The sequence below is a fragment of the Conexibacter sp. CPCC 205762 genome, from assembly GCF_030646155.1.
Classification (GTDB): Bacteria; Actinomycetota; Thermoleophilia; order Solirubrobacterales; family Solirubrobacteraceae; genus Conexibacter.
The window spans coordinates 26328-45594 of record NZ_JAUTDN010000003.1 but is presented as its reverse complement, the minus strand read 5'-3'; the positions used below and the strand labels follow the sequence as shown (position 1 = coordinate 45594).

Below are 19267 nucleotides of genomic sequence, written 5' to 3'. Positions count from 1 at the left end.
AACTTTCGCTGGACTTCATCGGGTGGGCGCCGCACCATCTGGCGCCGATGTCCTCCGCCCTGCTCGCCGCCGTCGCCGGTCTCACCTTCGGCCTCTCGCTGATCGTCGCGATCGGCGCCCAGAACGCCTTCGTGCTGCGGCAGGGCCTGCTGCGCGAGCACCGCGGCGTCGTCGTCGCCGTCTGCGCGACCTCCGACGTGCTGCTGATCGCGCTCGGCGTCGCCGGCGCCGGCGCGCTGCTGAACGCCGCGCCCGCGCTCGCCGACGGCGCGCGCATCGGCGGCGCCGCCTTCCTGCTCGCCTACGCCGTCTTCGCCGCCCGCCGTGCCTGGCGCGGCGGCAGCGCGGCCGCCGGCGACGACGGCGCGCGCGCGGCGCGCGGCCCGCTCGCGATCCTGCTGACGACGCTCGCGCTGACGTGGCTCAACCCGCACGTCTACCTCGACACGGTCGTGCTCGCCGGCACCGCCGCCGACGCCCACGGCGACCAGCGCTGGTGGTTCGCCGCCGGCATGGGCTGCGGCAGCGTGATCTGGTTCAGCGCGCTCGGCTATGGCTCGGCGACGCTGCGCCCGCTCTTCGCCAGGCCCGCCGCCTGGCGCGTGCTCGACGGCGCGATCGCGGCGATCATGTGCGCGCTCGGCCTGACGCTGCTGCTCGGCGCCGTCTGAGCGTCAGCGGCTCAGCGGGCGATCCCGTAGGTCCAGTAGCGGCCGTGGTGCTCGACCGAGCGGCGGTCGAGGACCGGCTTGCCGCGGTAGCGGTAGCGGATCGTCAGCAGGCGGAACTTGCCCGCGCGCGGCTGTGAGAGGACGATCCGCACCGGGCGCGGCGAGAAGCTGCCGCCGGCGCAGTCGGGCCGGCAGTCGTTGAGCCAGACCTGCCCGCGGCCCTGCGCGGAGCGCTGCGTCCAGGCGCTCCACGCGATGCGGCCGAAGCGGTCGCCGCCGCTGCGCCGGCCGCCGAGGATGCCGGTGCCGTCGCCGGTGTAGCTGATCTGAGCCGGTCTGACGGCGAACGCCGGGCGCTCCTGCGTCAGCGCCCGCGGCAGCGCGGCGAGCGACGGCGCGGCGGCCGCGAGCAGCAGCGCGACGGCGGCGAGCAGGGTGGAGAGGGTGCGGTGGGCCATGCGAGCAACCTAGCCACGCGCGCGCTCGCCGATGCGCGCTCGCCCGCAGGCGTCCGCGGACGGACGCGCGGCGATCTCAGCGGGCAAAACGCGCAGCAAGAGTGATCATTTTCGGGCTGAATCCATGCTTGTAAATGATTGGTTAAAGGAATACGGTGCGCATCCGATCAGGACTGGCGCTCGCACGTGAGCGCATCGTCTCCTTGGAGGGAAGACATGGATCGTCGTTCGTTCCTGCGCACAGGCGGCATCGCCGCGCTCGCATCCGCCGTCGCCCCCGGCCGCGCGCTCGCGGGCGAGCAGCCGCAGGCCCAGGCCGCGTTCGTCCCGGCGGACAACTTCGAGGACGCGAACTTCGGCTCCGGCCCGCGCATCTCGAACCGCCTCAACCAGGGGCCGTTCCCGCAGTACGCGCCCGAGTCGGTGGTGCCCGACAGCGACGTGATGATGGCGACGGTCGCCCACCGCGAGCCCAACCGCGGCTTCGGCAAGGGGCTGATCACCTACATCGTCGCCGACCAGGGTCTGGACGAGATCGACGCGACCGACAAGCTGAAGGAGGTCGAGCGGCTCGTCGCCTTCCCGCTCGGCGACAAGATCTACATCCGCCCGACCTGGCGCGAGATCCAGCCGGTGCCGGGCAGACTGCGCTTCCCCGCCTACTGGCACCGCGCCTTCGCGGCGGCGAAGCAGCACGGCAAGCGCGTCTGCTTCCGGATCCAGATGCGGGCGCCCGACTACGGCGTCGAGGCGCTGCCCGACTTCGTGCTCGAGCGCGTGCCGATGGTCAGACTGAGCGGCTACGCGGGCGAGGACCGCTGGGGCGAGAGAGCGTACTTCGAGCCGCGCTACGACCACCCGTTCTTCCAGTCGGCGTGGCGCGACCTGGTCGAGCGGCTGGCCGAGCAGTACGACGGCCATCCGCTCGTCGAGACGGTCGACACGTTCATGTACGGCTTCTGGGGCGAGGGCCACACGTGGCCGTTCGAGAACAACCCCTTCCCGAGCTACGCCGTCGCCGAGAAGACCTGGGTGCGGATGTTCGAGCACCAGCGCAAGCTGTGGAAGAGAACGCCGCTGGTCACCAACACGCAGCCCGACTTCAGCCGCGTCGGCAACTCGGAGCTGGTCGACCGCACCGTCCGCTCGTTCAACTGGCTGCGGACCGACACCGTCTTCATCGAGAACACGCAGATCGACCAGATCTCCAACCGGCCGCCGTGGACGGGCGCGATGCTGGAGGTCGGGATGCGCCCGCAGCTGCCCGGCCCGTCGAGCAACCCGGCCAACATCAGCCGCGTCGAGAACACGATGCGGCACGTGCTCGACGTCGGCCCCAACTACTGGTCGCTGTGGAACTTCCACGGCATCTCGGTCCGCAACCTGCAGCGCTACGCCGACCGCTTCCCCGGCATCTTCGAGGAGATCCGCGCGCGGATCGGCTACCGCGTGCGGCCGACGCTGATCTGGGCCTACGAGAAGGACGGCCGCCCCGGCCTCGTCGTCGGCGTCACCAACGACGGCGTCGCCGCGGTCCCGGGCGCGCTGCGGATCAGCGTCGAGACGAGAGACGGCAGACGGCTGGCCGGCGGCAGCCTCGATCCCGGCTACCCGCACCCGGGCAAGATCCGCCAGGCGCAGCTGCGGCTGCCGCGCGGGACCGACTGGCGCGGCCTGCGGCTGCGCGCCGAGCTGGAGGTGAAGGGCGTCCGCTACCCCGTCACCTGGGCCTGCACGCCGAAGCCCAACGCCGACGGCACACTGACATTGCGACCCAACCTGGACTGAGGCACCGATGCGAACGACTGCACAGCCAACGCGCGCGCTCCTGGCCGGCGGCCTGCTGGCGCTGCTGCTCGGCGCCGGCGTCGTGCCGGGCGCCGCGCCGGCCGCGCCCGCCACGTCTGCCGCGGGGCAGCGCTTCACCGTCGCGCCGAGCGGCGACGACGCCAACCCGGGCACGGCCGCGCGCCCCTGGCGGACGATCTCGCGCGCGGCTCGCGCCGCGACGCCCGGCAGCGTCGTGGACGTGCGCGCCGGCACCTACAGAGAGCTGGTCGACGTGCGCGTCTCGGGCCGGCCGGGCGCGCCGATCGTCTTCCGCGCCCACCCCGGCGAGCACGTCACGATCTCGGGCGCCGGCGCGTCGGCGGCGGTGTCGAGCGGGACGCGCCCGCTGATCAGGGTCGACGGCCGCGCCCACCTGCGCTTCGAGGGCTTCGAGCTGACCGACCACGTCGACCTCAGCGACCGCTCGGTGCCGGTCGGCGTCTACGTCACCGGCGCCTCGCACCACGTCGTGCTGAGCGGGCTCGACGTCCACGGCATCCGCACCCGCGGCGGCAACGCCCACGGCATCGCCGTCTACGGGACCGACGGCCGCCGCCCGATCCACGACGTCACGATCAGCCGCAACCGCGTCCACGACAACAAGCTCGGCTCCAGCGAGGCGGTCGTCGTCAACGGCAACGTGCGCGGCTGGCGGATCGTCCGCAACCACGTCTTCCGCAACGACAACATCGGCATCGACGCGATCGGCTACGAGGGCACCGCCCCGCGCAACGACTGGGCCCGCGACGGCCTGATCGCCGACAACCGCGTCGAGCGGATCGACTCGCTCGGCAACCCCGCCTACGCCGAGCCCAACGGCGGCAACTGCCGCTGCGCCGACGGCATCTACGTCGACGGCGGGCGCGACATCGAGATCCTCCGCAACGTCGTCGAGACCTCCAACATCGGCATCGAGCTGGCGAGCGAGCACGCGAACGGCAGAACCGCGAACGTGCTCGTGCGCGGCAACCGCGTCAGCCGCAGCACCTCGATCGGCCTCGCGATGGGCGGCTACGACCGCAGACGCGGGAAGACGGTCGGCGCGCGCGTGATCGGCAACACCTTCGTCGACAACGACACGCTCCACAGCGGCAACGGCGAGCTGCTGCTGCAGTTCCAGGTCCACGACTCGCAGATCCTCCGCAACACCTTCGTCGCCAACAGCCAGGCGATCCTGCTCGCCAACCCCTACCGGGAGAACAGCGGCAACGTCGTCGACGGCAACACCTGGTGGGTCCGCGGCGCCCCGCCCGCCGCCGCCCGCTTCCAGTGGAGAACGATCAGATACAGAGGCTTCGCGGCCTACCAGCGCGGCACCGGCAACGACCGTCACGGCCGCTTCGGACCGCCACGCGGTTCGCGCGCCTCCGGCGTGCAAGAGTTGGTGGGTGCGCGTGGGCGTTCTGGGAGCCTTGGAGGTCAGGCGCGATGAGCGCCTCGTGCCCGTCGCGGGCGGTCGCGTGCGGGCGCTGCTGGTGCGGCTTGCGCTCGATGCGGGGCGGGAGGTCAGCCCGCGCGCGCTGATCGACGCGATCTGGGAGGAGACGCCGCCGGCCGACGCCGGCCACGCGCTGCAGGCGCTGGTCTCGCGGCTGCGGCGCGCGCTGGGATCGGACGCGGTCCGCTCCGGCGCCGCGGGCTACCGGCTGGAGCTCGCGCCCGCCGACGTCGACGCGCTCGCGTTCGAGGCGGCTGCGCGGGCGGGTGCGGCGGCGCTGCGTGCTGGAGAGGTCGCGGACGCGGCGCGTCTCCTGCGCGACGCGCTCGCGAGCTGGCGCGGCCCGGCGCTCGGCGAGCTCGCGACCGCCCAGCGGTTCGCATCCGAGGCGGCCGACCGCCTCGAGGCGCTGCGCCTGGCCGCGACGACCGACCGCATCGAGGCGGACCTGCTGCTGGGCGGCGGCGCCGAACTGGTCACCGAGCTCGACCGGCTGACGGCCGCCCACCCGCTCCACGAGCGGCTCGCCGCGCAGCGGATGCGGGCGCTGGCGGCGGCGGGTCGCGCGGCAGAGGCGTTCGACGCCTACGAGCAGATCCGCGTCCGGCTCGACGCCGAGCTCGGCGCAGTCCCCTCCGCCGACCTCCGCGCCGTCCACCTCGCCGTCATCGACGGCACTGCCGCTGAGGCGCCCGCCGCACCCGTGCCGGCGGCCGCCGCCCCCACTGGGACCCGCCGCACGAACCTGCGCTTCTCGCTCACGAGCTTCGTCGGCCGCGCCGAGGAGGTCGAGCGCCTCGACACGGTCCTCGCCGAGCACCGCCTCGTGACCCTGATCGGTCCCGGCGGCGCCGGCAAGACGCGCCTGGCCGCGGAGGTCGCGGGGCGTCAGGTCGGCCGGGCCGCGGACGGCGTCTGGATGGTCGAGCTCGCGACGATCAGCGATCCGCACGACGTCGGCACGGGCGTCCTCGGGGCGCTCGGCCTGCGCGAGGCGCGCCTGCTGCGGCAGTCCGCCGGCGCGGGCGCAGCGCCCGACAGCGACCCGGTGGCGCATCTGCTCGACGTCCTGGCCGAGCGCGAGACCGTCCTCGTGCTCGACAACTGCGAGCACCTCGTCGCCGCAGTGGCCGTGCTCGCCGACCAGCTGCTCGCGCACTGCCCGCGGCTGCGGATCGTCGCGACCAGCCGCGAGCCGCTCGGCATCGCCGGCGAGCGGCTGGAGATGGTCCCGCCGCTGGGCCTGCCCCCGGCCGACGCCGACGCGCAGACCGCGCTCGAGCACCCCGCGGTGCGCCTGTTCGCCGACCGCGCCGCCGACGCCGCGCCGGGGTTCGCGGTCGACGCCGCGACCGTCGCCAGCGTCGTGGAGATCTGCCGGCGCCTCGACGGCCTGCCGTTGGCGATCGAGCTCGCCGCGGCGCGCCTGCGGTCCCTGCCCGCGCCCCAGATCGCCGCCCGCCTGGACGACCGCTTCCGCCTGCTCACCGGCGGCAGCCGCGCCGCGCTGCCGCGTCAGCAGACGCTCCGCGCCGTCGTCGACTGGAGCTGGGAGCTGCTGACCGAGGACGAGCGGCTCGTCGCCCGGCGCGTGGCCGTCTTCCCCGCCGGCGTCACGCCGGCGAGCGCCGCCGCGGTCTGCGCCGACGACGGCCTCGACGCCGAGGCGGTGCTCGACCTGCTCGCGTCGCTCGTCGACCGCTCGCTGCTGGTCCTCGTCGACCGCGACGCACCGCGCTACCGGATGCTCGAGACGATCCGCGAGTACGGCATCGACCGGCTCTCCGAGCAGCGCGAGCTGTCCCCCACGCGCACCGCGCACGCCCGCTTCTTCGCCGCGCTGGCCGACGAGGCCGACGCGTACCTGCGCGGGCCCGAGCAGCTGCCGTGGTTCCGCCGTCTCCAGGCCGAGCGCGACAACCTGCTCGCCGCGCTGCGCTGGTTCGCCGACGCCGGCGACGCGCGCAGCGCCCTGCGCCTGGCGGTCTCGCTCGCTTGGTTCTGGGTGCTGTCCGGCAGCCCCAACGACGCGACGGCGGCGGTCCGCGTGGCGCACGCCGTCCCCGGAGCCGCCGACCCGCTCGACCGCCTCATCGCCGAGAGCCTGCTGCTGCTGGAGGGCGACGCCCTGACCGACGACGTCGACCACGACTTCACGGCGGTGCTCGACGACCTCGACGAGCTGGACCTGTCGCCGCGTCCGCTGGCGGCCGCCGCCGCGCCGATCATGGCCTGGTTCTCGTCGGATCGTTCGCGCGCCGAGCGGCTCTTCGTTCGCGCGCGGGCGAGCGACGACGCGTGGGTCCGTGCGACCGTCCCGCTCGCACTCGCGCAGGCGGCCGAGAACGACGGCGACGTCGAAGGCGTCCGGCGCCACGTCGAGGAAGCGCTCGTCGCCTTCCGCGCGCTCGGCGAGCGCTGGGGCCTGGCGACGACGCTGAGCGCGCTCGCCAGCCTGCGGATGCTCGAGGACGACCTCGAGGGCGCCGCGGCGGCGCTGGAGGAGGCGCGCGGGCTGCTCCAGGAGGTCGGCGCCGACAGCGACAACGCGCGGCTGCTGCTCGACATCGCCGGCGTCCGCTGGCGCGGGGGCGACGTCAAGGGCGCCCGCGACTACGCCCGCCGCTCGCGCGGCGCGACCGACGTCGGCAGCGTCGAGTCGGCGTTCACCGGGGCGTTCCTGGCCCGCATCAGCTGGCACCTCGGGCACGCCGACGAGGCTCGCGAGCTGATCGCCGCCGCGCTCAGGACGGTCGCGCGTGTGAAGCCCGGCCGGCCGGAGCGCGGTCACCTCGAGGCGGGCGTCCGCGCCTCCGCGATCCTGATCGCCGTCGACGACGGCGACCTGGAGACGGCGCGCGATCACCTGGCGGTCGCCTACCCCGCGGCGGTCGGGACCGAGGACCTGCCGATCGCCGCGCTCGTCGGCGTCGCGGCCGCCGCCTACGCGAGCCGCGCCGGAGACGCGGCCGCGGCCGCCGAGATCCTCGGCGCGGCCGCCCGCCTGCGCGGCGCCGAGGACCGCACCGACCCCGACATCGCCCGCCTGAGCGCGCACCTGCGGGAGACGCTCGGGGTCGACGCCTACGACGCCGCGTTCAGCGCAGGCCGCTGGCAGGGGCGCGACGCGGCCCTGCGGCGGCTCGACCCGGCGGCCGTCGGCGCCTGACTCACGCCGGCTCCTCGGTGGAGCGCGAGTCGGTGAGCGTGTGGGCGCCGTAGCCGGCGATCAGCCCGACGACGATCGCGAGGACGCCGTAGCTGATCCGCTCGCCGTGGAAGAACGAGGTCACGAGCTCGTGGCTCCACGTGCCGGCGGGCAGCGACGTCGTGACCAGGACGGCGATCAGCGTGCCGACGACGGCGGTGCCGACGCTCGTGCCGACCTCCTGGGCGGTGTCGTTCAGCGCGGTGCCGATCGACGTGCGGTTCGCCGGCATCGCCTCGACCAGGGCCACGGCGCAGATCGTCATGATCGTCCGCAGGCCGATCGTCAGGAAGACCATCGAGACGGCGATCGCGAGATACCCGTGGGAGACGCCCCACGAGAGCCCGAGCAGCGAGCCGGCGAGCAGGGCGGCGCCGACGAGGCAGGCGACGCGGTGACCGAACCGCTTCGCGAGGCCCTCGGAGACCGGGGTCGCGAGCAGCATCGTCACGATGATCGGCAGGTTCGCGAGGCCGGCCCGCACCGGGGACCAGCCGTAGGCGTACTGGAAGTGCAGGATCAGCCCGAACATCACGCTGGCCATCGCGATCGACGTGCCCGCCTGCGCGATCGTGGCGCCGCGGACGGTGCCGTTGGAGAAGAGGCTGAGGTCGAGCATCGGCGACGCGCTGCGGCGCTCGTGGCGCACGAAGGCGATGCCGGCGGCGATCGCGCCGGCGATCGCGGCGAGCGTGCCGGCCGCGGCCCAGCCGTGCTCGACGCCGCTGGTGAGCGAGTAGCAGGCGAGGCCGATCGTCGCGACGCTGAGGGCGGCGCCGGGCAGGTCGAGCCTGTCGCCGGTCAGGTCCTCCGCGCGGTCGGCCGCGACGCCGAGGCGGACGCCGATGCAGGCGATCAGCGCGATCGGGGCGTTGACGACGAGCAGCCACTCCCAGCTCACGTGCGCCAGCGCGGTGCCGCCGAGCAGCGGGCCGAGGACGAACCCCGACATGCCGACGACGATCATCACGGTCATCGCGCGCATGCGCAGCGTCTTGTCGTCGAAGAGGCGGAAGACGAGCGAGTTGGTGATCGGCGCCATCGCCGCGGCTGCGACGCCGAGACCGGCGCGCAGCGCGATCAGCTCGCCCGCGGAGTGGACGAAGACGACGCAGAGGCTCAGCGCGCCGAACACGCCCAGCCCGACCAGCAGGACGCGCCGCCGCCCGAAGCGGTCGGCGATCGAGCCGGCGGTGAGGAGCAGGCCGCCGAAGGTCAGCGAGTACGCGCCGGTGACCCACTGCAGGCCGGTCGTGCCGCTGCCGAGGTCGCGGCCGATCGTCGGCAGGGCGATCGACAGCAGCGTGTTGTCGACCATCTCGACGAAGAAGGCGAGGCAGAGGGCGGCGAGCGGGATCCAGGCCGCTCGCAGCGACGGGTAGGCGCGCGACGACGGCTGCGGGGTGGCGAGAGGAGTGGGGGCCGTGGTGCTCATGCCGTGAGCATCGGCGACGGCGCTCACAGCATCCGCACACCGCGCTCACGCCGGTCGACCGCGCGCCCCCCCGCGGTGTGAGCGCTCAGCCGCGCGTCGCGGCGAGCCGCTCGTTGCGCTCGACCGTCCAGCTGATCATCGCCGAGTCGAGGTACGCGCGCACCTCGACGATCTGCTCGCCGTCGAAGCGGCAGACCCAGCAGAGCGCGTTGTCGTAGGGAGCGCCCTCGAGCGTCGTCGAGTTCGCCTGCAGCTCCGCGACGATCGTGTCGCCGTCGACGACCAGGCCCAGCAGCCGCAGATGGATGCCCTCGCGCATCAGCGGCGCCAGCCGCGCGAAGGTCTTCTCGAAGAACTCCGCCTTGGAGCTGTACGTGCCCGCGATCGAGTGCGTGCCCATCACGGTCCAGCGCACGTCGTCCGCGACGCGTTCGAAGAACGCCGGCGACGTCTCGGGGCTTTCGAGCAGGCGGAACAGCGCCTCGCCCTCCGACCGATCAAGTCCCACGTGCGACATCTCCCGACTCGGGTGCCTGGACGGCGCAGACGTTACCGCGGCGAGCCACGGCGGGCCCGGCCGGCCGCAGGCGGTAAGTTCACCTCGATGACCGCCGCCGCTTCCGACCTGACCGCCGAGGCGATCGAGCGCGCCGCAGAGCGGCTGGCTCCCGTCGTCAAGCGGACCCCGCTCGAACCCAGCGAGCGGCTGTCGTCGCTGCTGTCGGTGCCGCTGCTGCTGAAGCGCGAGGACATGCAGGTCTGCCGCTCCTACAAGGCGCGCGGGGCGTACAACCTGATCGCTGGGCTGAGCGAGCAGGAGCGGGGGCGCGGGGTCGTCTGCGCCTCGGCCGGCAACCACGGGCAGGGGCTCGCGTTCGCCTGCCGCGAGCTGAAGATCAGGGGGCGCGTCTTCCTGCCGACGAACACGCCGCGGCAGAAGCGGCAGCGGATCGCCGACATCGGCGGCGAGTGGATCGAGCCGGTGATCGCCGGGCGCTCCTACGACGAGGCGAGCGCCGCCGCGCACGCCGACTCGGCCGCGACCGGCGCCGTCTACGTCCATCCCTTCGACGACGCGCGCACGATCGCCGGGCAGGGGACGGTCGGGCGCGAGCTGGCCGAGCAGGCGGCGGCGCAGGGCTGCGCGATCGACACGGTCGTCGTGCCGGTCGGCGGCGGCGGGCTGATCGGCGGGATCGCGCTGTGGCTCAAGCGCCACCATCCCGGCGTGCGCGTCGTCGGCGCCGAGCCGGCCGGGGCGGCCAGCATGGGCGCGGCGCTGAGCGCCGGCGGGCCGGTCTCGCTCGCGCACGTCGACACGTTCGTCGACGGCGCCGCCGTCGGCCGCGTCGGCGAGCTGACCTACCCGCTCGCGCGCGATCTGGTGGACGAGATCGTCGCCGTGCCGGAGGGCGCCGTCTGCACCGAGATGCTCGACCTCTACCAGTCGGACGGGATCATCGCCGAGCCGGCCGGCGCGCTCGCCAGCGCCGCCGCGCGCGGCTATCTGCGGCGGCCGCCGCAGGGCGCGGTCGTCTGCGTCGTCTCCGGCGGCAACAACGACGTCTCGCGCTACGGCGACATCGTCGAGCGCTCGATGGTGCACGAGGGCCTGCGCCACTACTTCCTCGTCACCTTCCCGCAGGAGCCGGGCGCGCTGCGGCACTTCCTCGACGAGGTGCTGGCGCAGGGCGAGGACATCGTGCTGTTCGAGTACGTCAAGAAGAACAACCGCGAGACCGGCCCGGCGCTCGTCGGCATCGAGCTGGACCGCGCGGCCGACCTGCCCGGCCTGCTCGGCCGGATGGAGCGCTCGCCGCTGCAGATCGACCCGGTCCCGCCCGGCTCGCCGATCTTCACCTTCCTGCTGTAGCCGGCCCGCGCGGGCTACTCCGCCCGCTGCTCGATCCAGGCGTGCAGCGGGGCCGGCAGCTGGGTCGCCGGCAGCAGCTCGGGCAGCAGCGTCTCGTCCAGCAGCAGCGCGTCGGCGACCATCCGGATCGTGACGCCGTGGCCGGGGCGGTCGAGCAGCTCGATCGCGTCGCCGGCGCCGATCTCGCCCTCCTCGACGATCCGCAGGTAGGCGCCAGGGCGTGAGGCGAGCGCGAACCGCTTCAGCATCTTCGGATCGTCGAAGCGGAGGCCGAGCTTGTAGCAGGGGACGCGCGGCTGGCAGACCTCCAGCAGCGTCGAGCCGACCCGCCAGCGCTCGCCGATCACCGCGTTGGTGCAGTCGATCCCTCGCGTCGTGAGGTTCTCGCCGAACAGCTCGCCGGGCGGGATCTCGCGGTGCAGCTCGCTCGCCCACCAGTCGCCGTCCTCGCGCGCGTAGGCGTAGACGGCCTTGTCGGGACCGCCGTGGACGAGCAGGTCGGCCTGGCGGTCGCCGGCGACGTTGATGCCCGCGACCCGCACGCGCCCCGCGACCGGGCGCTTGCGGATCGCCGAGCCGACCGGCTGGCCCTTTCTGAATCCGATCGGCTCCGGCTGGCCGACGTTGACCGACAGCAGCGTCCCCGTCATGGAGACGATCGTAGCCGCGTCTACGCCGGCAGCGTCAGCGGATTGCCGGCGACGATCAGCCCCTCGGGGTCGACGGCGCGCTTGACCGCCAGCAGGCGCGCGTGCGTGTCGGCGGCGAAGAGCGCCGCGCTGTCGCCGCCGGGCCGGTCGGCGAAGTTGAGGAAGCCGGTCGGCGCCGCCCACGGGCGCAGCGCCGTCACGACCGCCTCCAGCCGCTCCTCCACGACCGCGCGCAGGTCGTCGCCGCTCGGCGTGAACGGGACGCCGACCGCGTACAGCGCGAAGGCGGCGTCGAGCGTCCCCAGCGCGCCCGCGCCCGGCGTGCGGCGCGCCAGCGCGCCGCCGAGCGCGCGCAGCTCGACGCTCACCAGCGGGCTGCCCGACTGCGGCCCGGCGACCTCCAGCAGCGCGGCGATCGCCTCCGCCGGAAGCGCCTCCAGGAGCGTGTGGTGGCCGCAGCCCGGCAGCGGCTCCTCCGGGTCGCCGTGGACCTGCGCCAGCGCGGCCGGCGGCAGCGGCGCCAATCTGTCGATCAGCGGGCTCGGCAGGCCGGCCAGCAGCGGCGCGACCAGCTCCCTGCCGGCCGCCTCGGTGTCGGCGACGACGAGCCCGACGTCGACCAGCGTTCTGCCGCGCAGCGCCTCCGGCACGGTCGGCAGCGGCGGCACTCTCAGCAGCCGCACCGTCGTCGAGACGGTGTCGGGCAGCTCCGGCGCCCAGGCGGCGTAGGCGGACAGGACGGCCTCGGCGTCCGCCCCGGGCCAGAACAGCCCGCCGCCGTAGGCGTGCGGCAGCGGATGGAGGTCGAACTCCAGCGCCGTCACGACGCCGAAGCCGCCGCCACCGCCGCGCAGCGCCCAGAACAGCTCCGGCTCGCTGTCGGCGTCGGCGCGCAGCGCGCGGCCGTCGGCGGTCACCAGCTCGATCGCGCGGACCGACTCCGACGCCAGCCCGTGCAGCCGCGACAGCCAGCCGAGCCCGCCGCCGAGCGTGTAGCCGGCGATCCCGACCGTCGGCGAGGAGCCGTGCAGCGCCGCGAGGCCGTGCGGGCTCGCCTGCTCGGCGACCGGCCGCCAGATCGCGCCGGCGCCGACGCGGGCGGTGTGGCGCTCGACGTCGATCGAGACGCTGTCGAGCCGCGTCGTGCGCAGCAGCAGCGCGTCGTCGAGCGGGCCGAGCGCGCCGGCGCCGTGGCCGGTCCCCTGCGGCGCGACGCGCAGTCCGGCGGCGCGGGCGGCTGCGACCGCGGCCGCGACGTCGTCGCCGTCGGCGGCGTGGACGACCGCCGCCGGCCGCTGGTCGGCGGCGAGGTTGAACGGCTGGCGGGCGGCGTCCCAGCCGTCGTCGCCGGGCAGCGTGACGGAGCCGCGGACGGCTTCGCGCAGCGCGCCGAGGCCGGTCGCGCTCATGCCGTCGCCTCCGCGCCCGCGCCCCAGCTGGCCGGCAGCGAGCGGGCCGCGATCGCCGCGCGGTTCCAGAAGTTGATCGCCGCGATCTGCACGACGAGGTTGGCCAGCTCGGCCTGCTCGAACTGCTCGGCGGCGGCCTCCCAGACCGGATCCGGAACGCGCGTCTCGCCGACCGCGGTGATCGCGTCGGTCAGCGCCAGCGCGGCCCGCTCGCGGGCGTCGAAGTACGGGCTCTCATCCCAGCTGGCGACCTGCGCCAGCCGCAGCTCGGACTCGCCGGCTCTGCGCGCCTCGGTCCAGTGCATGTCGATGCAGAAGGCGCAGCCGTTGACGATCGAGGCGCGCAGCTTGACCAGCTCGCGGATCGTCGCGTCCAGCTCGATCCGCTCCTCCAGCCGCACCATCGCGGCCATCGGCGCGGCGGCGCTGGAGAAGAGGTCGATACGGGGAGTGGTGTGCATGCTCATGACTCCTTGACGCCGTGGCGGCGCGTCGTGTGACATCGCCTGCGAGGATCAGCCGCCCCCGTGGATACCGGAAACGTGAGTGACATGACGCTGTTCGTCGGTGCTGGCGTCTCGGTCGAGAGCGGAGCACCCGACTTCAAGCGTCTCCGTGACATCTTCCTGAGACCGCTGGTCGGCCCCGGCGCGTGCGCCGAGATCGGCGTCGACCAGTTCGCACCCGAGCTGCTGTTCCAAGCGCTCGACGACGGGCGCGAGGAGACCCGCGAGCGGGTGCGGCGGACGATGTGGCAGGAGTGCGAGCCGCATCGGCCCGGGCCGAACCACCATGCGATCGCGCGGCTCGGTGCCGCCGGTGCGCGCGTCTGGACGACCAACTTCGACACGCTGATAGAGCGGGCGGCGTCGATCGACGGAATCCCGTGCCGGGTGATTGCGGCGACGGCGTCACCGGCCGGCGCGGTCGCGCGCCCGGGCGAGCTGTTGCTGCTCAAGCCGCACGGCAGCTTTCCGCAGAGCGGCGATCCGCCACGCGAGCCGCGCGTCCACGACTATCCGCTGTTGTTCCGCTCCACCGACGTCTGGCGCGAGCTGGGCGGCACCTGGCTCGAACGGCTGCGGGAGGACTGCGCCGGGCGCGACGTGCGGCTGTTCGGCTATCGCGGGGCCGACCTCGACGTCGTTCCGGCGCTGCTGCGGGGGCTGCCGGGCGCGACGCGCGTCGAGTGGTGGGAGTTCGACGACGCCGCCGGTCACGGGCGGGCGAACGCGGCGCAGCTGCAGGCGCGATTCGGCCCCGCGACGATGGTTCGTCTCGGCGCGCCGTCGCAGGCACTGCAGCAGCTCTCCGCCGGATCTGACAGCCGTCCGCTGCCGCCGCTCGTCGCACCACCCGATCCAGGCCCGCTGCCCGTGTCGCCGCTCGTCGCGACCTGGTCGCTGAAGGCGGTCGCCGACGGTCAGTTCCGCGGTTCGGCCCACGCGCGCCGCGCGTACGCCCGCGCGTTGCTGAGCGATCCGTGGGTGCTGCGGCCGCGTGCGCTGTCGCGCCTGCTGCGCAGCGCCGGCTACGACCTCCGCCCGGTGGGTGCGGCGGAGCTCGCGCTGCTGCGGGTCGCGCTGCGGCTGCCGCGTGTGCGAGACGCGTTCGAGCCGTGGCGGATGTACGCGACGCTGCTGGACGCGCAGCCGCAGCGCCCAGGCGACGAGCGCGACCTCGCTCGCCTGCGCGGCTCTCGCCACGCCGGCAGCGCCGACCTGCTCGTGCGGCTCTCCTCCAAGCTCAAGCGCGACGGCCAGCTCACTGCCGCCGCGGCCGACGCGCAGTCGGCGCTCGACGAGCTGCGCCGGCGGGAACGGCCGCAACCGCTGCTGGAGGCGATGGCCGCCTACAACCTCGCGTGGATCGAGCGCCAGCGCTGGCAGCCCGCGCGTCGGCGCGAGGTCGTTGCCGCCTACGGCGAGCGGATGCCGCACATCGGCTTCAACTGGGCTGCGTGGCTGCACCTCGACGACACGCTGCTCGCACTCTGCGAGGGGCGTGTCGCTGACGCCCGCGAGCGGCTCTCCGATCCGTTCGTGCGCTTCGCGAGAGAGCGGATCGCGCATCCGAGCTATCTGGCCGACGAGCAGCTCGCGAACGTGTTGCTCGACTGGCACGAGCACGGACCCGGCGGCGTTGCCGGACGGTTGGAGCAGGTGCTGCGGTTCGACGGGACGGTCGGTCGTCGCGCTCCGAGCTTCAATGCCGTCGACACGCTCGTGCTGCTGGCCGAGCACGCCCGCGTCGTCGGCGATCGCAGCCGCTGCGAGCGGCTCCTCGGCGACGCGGCGCGGCGCACGCGCTCCCGCCTCCAGTTGCGACGGATCACGCTCGTCGGCGCGGCGGCGGCCGATGATGCGGCGGCACTCGACGCGCTTGCGCATGATCCCGAGGCGGGGCTGGTCGCGGCGACCGCGAGCGCGCTGTCCGGCGGCTCCGGGCGCGGCCTCGCGGTCACGGCCGCGGCGCCGCTGCCTGCGCTCTACTGAGTCTGCGGCCCGCCAGCACGACTGCCGGGCCGAGCGCAAGCAGGACCAGCAGCAGCGGCCAGCGCAGCGCGCTCGCGAAGGCGTCGTCGAGGCATGCGGGGGCGGCGCCGCGGGCGGTGGCGTCCGCGCTGCTCGCGCCGCCGAGGCCGTGCGTCAGCGCGACCGCCGCGAGCGCGGCGCCGAGCGAGCTGCCGAGCCGCTGGACGACGGTCAGCAGCGCGGTCGCGCGCGCGACCTGGGCTCGCTGCAGCGGCGCGTAGGCGGCGGTCATCGCCGGCATCATCGTCGCGCCCATCCCGAGCCCGAACAGCGCCAGCGCTCCGCACAGCTCGGTCGTCGGCGCGCTCGCGCCGATCCGCGTCAGCCACAGCAGCGCGAGCGCGAACGGCAGCAGCCCGGCGGCCACGATGCGGCCGGCGCCGACGCGCTCGGACAGCCGCCCCGCCAGCGCGATCGCGAGCGCCGCCGCGACGCCCTGCGGGAGCAGCAGCAGGCCGGTCTGAAGCGGCGTCGCGCCGCGCGCCGTCTGCAGCTCCAGCGGCAGCAGGAAGAGCGCGCCGAGGAAGGCGCCGCCGAGCAGCAGCAGCGCGAGCGCGGCGGCGCCGACGGCCGGCTCGCGCAGCAGTCGCAGCTCGAGCAGCGGGTCGCGCGTGCGCAGCGCGTGCCGCGTGAACGCCGCCAGCAGCAGCGCGCCGGTGGCGAGCGGGAGCAGCGCGGCCGGCGTCAGCGCGACGCCGAGCAGCGAGACGGCCGCCGCGCCGCCTCCCGCGACGCCGTCGGCCGCGATGCGAGAGAGGCCGTAGACGAGCGCGACGAGTCCCGGCGCGAGCAGCAGCAGGCCGCGGCGGTCGAGCGCGAGCGCCGGGCGCGGGGGCGCCTGCGGCGGCAGCAGCCGCGTCGCGAGCGCCAGCACGAGCAGGCCGATCGGGAGGTTGACGAGGAAGACCCAGCGCCACGAGACGGCGTCGAGCAGGGCGCCGCCGACGAGCGGGCCGAGCGCCGGCGCGACCAGCAGCGGGATCCCGATCGCGCTCATCGTGCGCGCCATCCGCTGCGGTCCGGCCGCCTCGCCGACGAGCACGATCCCGGCCGGCATGATCAGCCCGCCGCCGAGGCCCTGCAGCACGCGGAAGGCGATCAGCGCCTCCGCCGACCAGGCCAGCCCGGCCAGCGCGGAGGCGGCGGTGAAGGCGCCGACGGCGGCGAGGAAGAGGCGGCGGGCGCCGAAGCGGTCGGCTGCCCAGCCGGTCAGCGGGATCGTCGTCGCGAGCGCGAGCAGATAGGCGGTCGCGACCCACTGGAGCGTCGTCAGCGAGGCGCCCAGCTCGCGCCCGAGGGTCTCCAGCGCGACGGTGACGACGGTCGTGTCGAGGATCGACAGCGCCGCGCCGAGCGTGACGACGACGGCGGTGGGGAGGAGGCGGGGCGGGCTCATCGGACTCCAGTCGGGAGGACCGGACGTCTGACCCCGCACAGGGGTGCAAACGTCCGGAGGTCGCGTGCGGACACGGCGCCGTACACCGTATCGTTAAGCCGATACAGGGTACGGCGGATACCCTCCCGCCGATGCCCAACCGCGCCGCGGACCTCGTCTGGGAAGAGCCCGAGCCGGCGCCGGCCGGCGGGCTCACGCGCGCCCGGATCGTCGCGACCGCGCTCGCGCTCGCCGACGCGCAGGGGCTCGACGCGGTCTCGATCCGCAGAGTCGCCGGCGCGCTGGAGATGCGGCCGATGAGCCTCTACACGCACATCGCCTCCAAGGACGACCTCGTCGCGCTGATGCTCAACGAGGTCAGCGGCGAGCTGCTCGTGCAGGAGCCGCTGCCGGACGACTGGCGCGCCGCGCTGTCGGCGATCGCGCGCCGCGCGCACGCCGTCTACGTCGCCCACCCGTGGATGCTGCAGACGTTCGGCAGAGCGGCCCGCGTCGGCCCCAACCTGCTGCGCCGCGCCGAGCAGTCGGCGGCCGCCGTCGCCGGGCTGAACGCCGCGCCGGCCGACGCCTGGACGGCCCTCACGATCGTCCACGAGTGGACGATGGGCCATGCGCTGCACACGCTCACGCTGCGCGAGGACAGCCAGCTGGAGGAGCGCCTGCAGGACGCCGACGCGGCCAGCTTCCCGCGCATGACGCGCGTCTTCCCGCCAGGTCAGCGGCGCGCGCGCGAGGAGACCTTCGAGACCGCGCTGGAGGCGGTGCTCGACGGGATCGAGCGGCGCTTCCTGGCGCATTGACCGGCCGCGACCGATGAGTTCCCGGCGCCCGCCTCGTCAGAGCAGGCAGAGAGTTGGGAACAGACACTGGAGAGATCGCGATGGAACCGACGACACCCGCCGCACCGCCAGACCGCCACCGCTGGCTGGCGCTCTACGTCCTCTGCACGGGGATGCTGATGATCGTGCTCGACGCGACCGTCGTGAACGTCGCGCTGCCGTCGATCCAGGACGACCTCGGCTTCTCGCAGTCGGGCCTCGCCTGGGTCGTCAACGCCTACCTGATCGCGTTCGGCTCGCTGATGCTGCTGGCCGGCCGGCTCGGCGACATGCTCGGCCGCAAGCGCGTCTTCATGGCCGGGCTGCTCGTCTTCACCGTCGCCTCGATGGTCTGCGGCGTCTCGCAGTCGTCGGGCATGCTCGTCGCCGCCCGCTTCGTGCAGGGCGCCGGCGGCGCGATGACCTCGGCCGTCATCCTCGGGATGATCGTGACGATGTTCCCCGAGCCGCGCGAGCAGGCGAAGGCGATCGGCGTCTTCGCCTTCGTCGCCTCCGCCGGCGGCTCCGTCGGCCTGCTCGCCGGCGGCATCCTGACCGAGGCGATCTCGTGGCACTGGATCTTCTTCGTCAACCTCCCGATCGCGATCGCGACCGCGCTCTTCGCGGCGCGCCTGGTCGAGTCCGACAGAGGCATCGGCGCCGCTGCCGGCGCAGACGTCAGCGGCGCGCTGCTGATCACGAGCGCGCTGATGGTCGGCGTCTTCACGATCGTCAAGCCGGCCGCCGAGAAGGGCTGGGGCGCCGGCGAGACGCTGCTGCTGGGCGCGCTGTCGCTGCTGTTGCTGGCCGCCTTCGTCTGGCGCGAGGCGACCGCGAGAACGCCGCTCGTGCCGCTGCGGATCTTCCGCTCGCGCAACGTCTCCGGCGCCAACGTCGTGCAGGTGCTGTGCGTCGCCGGGATGATGGGCACCTTCTTCCTCGGCTCGCTCTACCTCGAGCGCGTGCTCGGCTACGACCCGCTCGAGATCGGCCTCGCCTTCCTGCCGACGACGCTCGTGATGGGCACGCTGTCGGTGCGCTTCAGCGAGCCGCTCGTGACCCGCTACGGCGCCCGCCTCGTCGTGCTGCCGGGGCTGGTGCTGATCGCGCTCGCGCTGCTGTGGTTCGGCCGCGCGCCGGTCGACGGCGGCTACTGGCTCGACGTCTTCCCGGTCACCGTCCTGCTCGGCACCGGCGCCGGCCTCTGCTTCCCGGCCCTGATGAACCTGGCGATGTCGGGCGCGACGCCGCAGGACGCCGGCCTCGCCTCGGGCCTCGTCAACACGACCGCGCAGGTCGGCGGCGCACTCGGCCTGGCGGTGCTGGCGACGCTGTCGGCGACCCGCACCGAGACGCTCAGAGCGGCCGGCGAGGGCGCGACGGCCGCGCTCACCGGCGGCTACCACCTCGCCTTCGTCGTCGCCGCCGGCCTCACGCTCGCCGCGCTCGTCGTCGCGCTGCTGGTGCTGCGCCAGCCGGCCGCGCCGGCACAGCAGGAAGCGGTCGTGGAGCAGGAGACGGCCGAGCCGGCGGTCGCCATCCATTAG

At 74.4% G+C, this 19267-nt stretch carries 15 protein-coding genes; 8 read left to right on the top strand and 7 right to left on the bottom strand.

What is annotated here, in order from left to right; translation table 11 throughout:
• Positions 1-47: 47 nt before the first annotated feature.
• Positions 48-671, top strand: a complete 624-nt coding sequence (locus Q7L73_RS04005) for a LysE/ArgO family amino acid transporter (protein WP_304689665.1) — start codon at positions 48-50, stop codon at positions 669-671.
• An 11-nt stretch (positions 672-682) separates the two neighbouring features.
• Here the strand turns inward: Q7L73_RS04005 and Q7L73_RS04000 are convergent, their stop codons facing one another.
• Positions 683-1129 (bottom strand): hypothetical protein, encoded by a 447-nt coding sequence (locus Q7L73_RS04000; protein WP_304689668.1) that lies wholly within the window; start codon positions 1127-1129, stop codon positions 683-685.
• Between the two features lie 216 nt (positions 1130-1345).
• Between Q7L73_RS04000 and Q7L73_RS03995 the strand changes: the two genes are divergently transcribed.
• From Q7L73_RS03995 to Q7L73_RS03985, 3 genes are read left to right on the top strand one after another with little or no spacing between them, the layout of a single operon-like run.
• Positions 1346-2917: a hypothetical protein gene (locus Q7L73_RS03995; RefSeq protein ID WP_304689669.1), complete on the top strand. Its 1572-nt coding sequence runs from the start codon at positions 1346-1348 to the stop codon at positions 2915-2917.
• A gap of 7 nt (positions 2918-2924) precedes the next feature.
• Entirely contained in the window at positions 2925-4391 is a 1467-nt protein-coding gene (locus Q7L73_RS03990) for a right-handed parallel beta-helix repeat-containing protein (protein WP_304689671.1), read from the top strand.
• Positions 4392-4398: 7 nt separating this feature from the next.
• Positions 4399-7566, top strand: a complete 3168-nt coding sequence (locus tag Q7L73_RS03985; protein WP_304689674.1) for a BTAD domain-containing putative transcriptional regulator — start codon at positions 4399-4401, stop codon at positions 7564-7566.
• A gap of 1 nt (position 7567) precedes the next feature.
• Here the strand turns inward: Q7L73_RS03985 and Q7L73_RS03980 are convergent, their stop codons facing one another.
• Positions 7568-9040 carry an MFS transporter gene (locus Q7L73_RS03980; protein ID WP_304689678.1) on the bottom strand — a complete coding sequence of 491 codons (1473 nt, stop codon included), beginning with the start codon at positions 9038-9040 and terminating at the stop codon, positions 7568-7570.
• 85 nt (positions 9041-9125) lie between these two features.
• The gene (locus tag Q7L73_RS03975) at positions 9126-9548 is read right to left on the bottom strand and encodes a nuclear transport factor 2 family protein (protein WP_304689680.1); all 423 of its coding nucleotides are present in this window, start codon (positions 9546-9548) and stop codon (positions 9126-9128) included.
• Positions 9549-9644: 96 nt separating this feature from the next.
• Here Q7L73_RS03975 and ilvA point away from each other — a divergent pair, with 96 nt between their 5' ends.
• Positions 9645-10913: a threonine ammonia-lyase IlvA gene (gene ilvA / locus Q7L73_RS03970; RefSeq protein WP_304689681.1), complete on the top strand. Its 1269-nt coding sequence runs from the start codon at positions 9645-9647 to the stop codon at positions 10911-10913.
• A gap of 14 nt (positions 10914-10927) precedes the next feature.
• On the opposite strand, the gene Q7L73_RS03965 is transcribed toward ilvA, so the two are convergent.
• The 3 genes from Q7L73_RS03965 to Q7L73_RS03955 are packed head-to-tail and all read right to left on the bottom strand — an operon-like array spanning position 10928 to position 13433.
• Positions 10928-11563, bottom strand: coding sequence for an MOSC domain-containing protein (locus Q7L73_RS03965; protein ID WP_304689683.1), 636 nt, complete (start codon positions 11561-11563; stop codon positions 10928-10930).
• Between the two features lie 20 nt (positions 11564-11583).
• Positions 11584-12972, bottom strand: a complete 1389-nt coding sequence (locus tag Q7L73_RS03960; RefSeq protein ID WP_304689685.1) for an FAD-binding oxidoreductase — start codon at positions 12970-12972, stop codon at positions 11584-11586.
• Positions 12969-13433 carry a carboxymuconolactone decarboxylase family protein gene (locus tag Q7L73_RS03955; protein ID WP_304689688.1) on the bottom strand — a complete coding sequence of 155 codons (465 nt, stop codon included), beginning with the start codon at positions 13431-13433 and terminating at the stop codon, positions 12969-12971. The genes Q7L73_RS03960 and Q7L73_RS03955 overlap by 4 nt, the downstream gene beginning before the upstream one ends.
• Positions 13434-13523: 90 nt before the next feature.
• On the opposite strand from Q7L73_RS03955, the gene Q7L73_RS03950 reads away from it, so the two are divergent.
• Positions 13524-15467, top strand: a complete 1944-nt coding sequence (locus Q7L73_RS03950) for an SIR2 family protein (protein ID WP_304689692.1) — start codon at positions 13524-13526, stop codon at positions 15465-15467.
• Here the strand turns inward: Q7L73_RS03950 and Q7L73_RS03945 are convergent.
• Complete coding sequence (locus Q7L73_RS03945) at positions 15433-16902, bottom strand: DHA2 family efflux MFS transporter permease subunit (protein ID WP_304689694.1); 1470 nt, start codon at positions 16900-16902, stop codon at positions 15433-15435. The two genes, Q7L73_RS03950 and Q7L73_RS03945, sit on opposite strands and share 35 nt — an antisense overlap.
• 131 nt (positions 16903-17033) lie before the next feature.
• Between Q7L73_RS03945 and Q7L73_RS03940 the strand changes: the two genes are divergently transcribed.
• On the top strand, positions 17034-17702 hold the full coding sequence (locus Q7L73_RS03940; RefSeq protein WP_304689696.1) for a TetR/AcrR family transcriptional regulator: 669 nt from the start codon (positions 17034-17036) through the stop codon (positions 17700-17702).
• A gap of 80 nt (positions 17703-17782) precedes the next feature.
• Positions 17783-19267: an MFS transporter gene (locus tag Q7L73_RS03935; RefSeq protein WP_304689698.1), complete on the top strand. Its 1485-nt coding sequence runs from the start codon at positions 17783-17785 to the stop codon at positions 19265-19267.